This window comes from Streptomyces sp. AcH 505 (genome assembly GCF_000818175.1).
In the GTDB taxonomy this organism is placed as follows: domain Bacteria; phylum Actinomycetota; class Actinomycetes; order Streptomycetales; family Streptomycetaceae; genus Streptomyces.
Genome location: NZ_JTIY01000001.1, coordinates 657,413 through 660,938, shown reverse-complemented (window position 1 = coordinate 660,938; position 3,526 = coordinate 657,413). Strand labels below are relative to the sequence as shown.

Sequence of the window (3,526 nt, the reverse complement as noted above, 5' to 3'; positions counted from 1 at the left end):
CCCCGCCAGTACGTTGGGCCGCCTGCGCAGCGCGCGCGGCGTGCGGCCGCGCCGTGGCCGCGGTGCCGGGCCGTCCGGTCCTGTCCGCGCCGCGGGCTCCCGGACCGTGGTCGTCGTCGCCATCAGAGACCTTCCTGTTCACTGCGCATCCGGCTGAAGCCGGAGAACCTGGTCAGTACGAAGGCCAGGGCGAGCCCGATGACGACGAGGATCACGGCGAGGACACTGGCGTCGCCCATGTCGTTGGCCTGGAAGCCGGTCAGATACATGTCGACCGGCAGCAGCCGGGTGGAGTTGCCGGGACCGCCCGCCGTCAGCACGAAGACCACGTCGAAATAGGTCAGCGAGCCGGTGATCATCAGCGTCGACGAGGTGATGACGGTGTTACGCAGCTGCGGCAGCGTGATGTACCAGAACTGCTGGAGCCGGCCGGCCCCGTCGATCGTCGCCGCCTCGTACAGGGAGTCCGGGATCTGCCGCACGGCCGCCTGGTAGAGCAGCGTGTGGAACGGTACGAACTGCCAGGCGATCACGAAGATCACCACGTACAGCACCAGGTCGGGATCGCCCAGCCAGTTCTGCGCCAGGGCGTGCAGCCCCGGTGCGCCGCCGATCCCGAAGTTCGGGTCGAGCAGCGCCTTGAACGCGATGGCCACGGCCGCCGACGACAGCAGCAGCGGTACGAAGTAGAGCGCGGCGAGCACGGCGCGGTAGCGCTGGGTGCCGGCGGTGAAGACCCCGAGCAGCAGGCTGATGGGGGTCTGCACCACCCACGAGACCACCATGATCTTCACGGTCAGCAGCAGGGCGTTGCCGGTGAGCGGGTCGTGCAGGACCCGGGTCCAGTTGCTCAGCCCCTGCCAGGTGATGGCGCCGAGGCCGTCCCAGTGCGTGAAGCTGAGCACCACGGCGCCGGCCAGCGGCACCAGGGCGAACACGACGAACATCAGCAGGGCCGGTACGGCGAACAGCCCGCTCGCGCCCGAACCGCGGCGACGGGCCGCCGGGTTGTCGGTAGGGAGGACAGACACGTCGAACTCGCCTTCAGGCGGAAATGGTCGCGTTCATGGTGGACGCGAATTTCTTGGGGCTGATCTCGCCCAGGAAGATCTGCTGGAGCGCCGTCAGTACGGAGTCGCCCTGCTGCGGGCTCAGCGCCTGGTCCAGGGAGAGTGCGAAGTTCGGTGCCTTGGAGGCGAGTTCGTAGATCGCCTTGAAGTACTCCGGGTCGCTCGCCTTGGCGAGCTGTGCGTCCAGATTCGCCACGGGCGGCACATTGCCGACGGACAACAGGTCCGCCGCGTACTGGGCGTTGAGCAGATCGCTCTTGATGTAGGCGCGCGCTGCGGCCTTCTCGGCCGCGCTCGCCGACGCCGAGATCGACCAGAAGTTGGACGGGTTGCCCGCCACGTTGGCCGGATCGCCCTTGCCGCCCTCGACGGTCGGGAACGGGAAGTAGCCGAGCTTGCCGTCGCTGATGAACTTCGGGTCGGCCGTCTGGATGGTCTGGTACGTGGCCGGCAGCCCGAGGCTCATCGCCGCCTTGCCCGTGTACAGCAGCGCGATGTCGGCGCCGCTGTCGGTGGAGATCGAGGCGAAGCCCTTGACGAAGCCGTCGGCCTTCACCAGCTGCTGGATCATCTCGTTGGCCTGGGTGACGGCCGGGTTGGACCACGCGTCCGGCTTGTTCGCGAGGATGTCGTTCAGCACGCCGGGGCCGCCGATGCGGTCCATCAGATAGGAAAGCCACGGCAGCAGCGGCCACTTGGCCTGTCCGCTGACGGTGAAGGGGGCTATCCCGGCCTTCTTGAACTTCGGCACCAGCGCCATCAGTTCGCCCCAGCTCGCGGGCGGCTGGGCGCCGATCTTGGCGAACAGGTCCTTGTTGTAATAGACCATCACCGGCTTCACGCCGTTGTTCGGCAGCGCGTACGTCTTGCCGCCGACCGTGCCCGCCTTGGCGATCGAGGGCAGGAACCGGCCCTTGAGCTGCGGGTCGGCCGCGAGGTCGCTGAGGTCGTCGACCGAGCCCGCCTGGACGTACGAGTTGAGGACGCCGCCGCCCCAGCCGTAGATCAGGGTGGGGGACTGGCCGGCCCCGACGGCGGTGCGGATCTTCTGCTTGTAGGGGTCGTTGGCGAAGGACTGGACGCCGATCCGCTGGTCCGAGTGGGCGCTGTTCCAGGAGTCGAACGAGTTCTGGAACGCCTTCTCGGTGACCCCGCTGATGATCCACACGGAGGCGCTGCCCTTGCCGCCGCCGCCGGAAGCGCCGGTGCTGGGCCCCGAGGTGCCGCAGCCCACCGCCGTACCGCCGACCAGGGCCGCGAGTCCCGCGAGCACAGTTCTGCGTGAGGTGACCGATCCCGTCATGCTGTCCGCCTCTCTGCCCCGGTCACGTCAACGGGCCCGGGGCAGCTCTGATCCAGCTTTGATTTTCGGCCATCGTGCAGGGCTGCTTCGGGTCTGTCAATCGTTATCGATAACGTTATCGAAATCGTTTTCGCTGGCGGTAGGATCTGGTCCGTGACCACTCATCGTGTGACCATCCGCGACGTCGCCTCGCAAGCCGGAGTCTCGGTGGCGACCGTCTCCAAAGTGCTGAACGAACGTCACGGGGTGGCGGTGAGCACGGTGGAGCGGGTGCGCGCGGTCATCGAGCAGCTCGGCTACGAGTCGAGCCTGGTGGCGCGCAGCCTGCGCAACCACCGCACGAATGTGGTCGGCGTGCTGGTCTGGGCCATCGAGCCGTACAGCGCCGAACTGCTCAAGGGCGCGGCGCGCGCGATCAAGGGCACCGGGTACGAGCTGGTCGTGTACTCGACGGGCGGTGAGGGCGGCGGCCACATCGGGTGGGAGCGCCGCTATCTCTCACGGCTGTCGGGGACCTTGATCGACGGGGCCGTGCTGGTGACGCCGACGGTCTCGGCCGAGGGGATCGGCTCGCCGGTCGTCGCCGTCGACCCGCATGTCGGGGGCGACGCGGTGCCGACGGTGGACGCCGACAACTTCCGTGGCGCGCAGCTGGCGGTGGAGCATCTGCTGGCGCTCGGCCACCGCAGGATCGGTTTCCTCGGCAGGCCGCCGCGCGACCTGGAGTCGGGCAAGCAGCGGGAGTACGGCTACCGCGCGGCGCTGGAGGCCGCCGGTATCGCGTTCGACCCGGAGCTGGTGCGGGCGGCGGGGTACGAGGAGAGCGAATCGACCGAGGCGGCGCGGCAGTTGCTCGAACTGCCCGAGCGGCCGACGGCGATCTTCGCGGCCAACGACCTGTCGGCGATCTCCACCATGGAGGTGGCGCTCACCCTCGGGATGACGGTCCCGGACGACCTGTCGGTCATCGGCTTCGACAACGTGCCGGAGAGCACGATGGTGCGGCCCGGACTGACCACCATCGAGCAGCCGTTGCAGCTGATGGGGCAGCGGGCGGTGGAGATGCTGCTGGAGGTTTTGGCCGGGCGTGAGCCGTCGCAGCGCCGGCTGCGGCTGCCCACGCGGCTCGTCGTGCGCGAGTCCTGCGCGCCGC

3 protein-coding genes are annotated in these 3,526 nt (G+C 68.7%); 1 reads left to right on the top strand and 2 read right to left on the bottom strand.

The window, feature by feature from the left end; translation table 11 throughout:
* Positions 1-122 precede the first annotated feature (122 nt).
* A complete protein-coding gene (locus HY68_RS03000) occupies positions 123-947 on the bottom strand; it encodes a sugar ABC transporter permease (RefSeq protein WP_078863876.1) in 825 nt (274 codons plus the stop codon).
* 97 nt (positions 948-1,044) lie between these two features.
* Complete coding sequence (locus tag HY68_RS02995; RefSeq protein WP_041984104.1) at positions 1,045-2,373, bottom strand: extracellular solute-binding protein; 1,329 nt, start codon at positions 2,371-2,373, stop codon at positions 1,045-1,047.
* A gap of 153 nt (positions 2,374-2,526) precedes the next feature.
* On the opposite strand from HY68_RS02995, the gene HY68_RS02990 reads away from it, so the two are divergent.
* The coding region (locus tag HY68_RS02990; RefSeq protein WP_198533197.1) for a LacI family DNA-binding transcriptional regulator at positions 2,527-3,526 on the top strand (1,000 nt) is incomplete at its 3' end.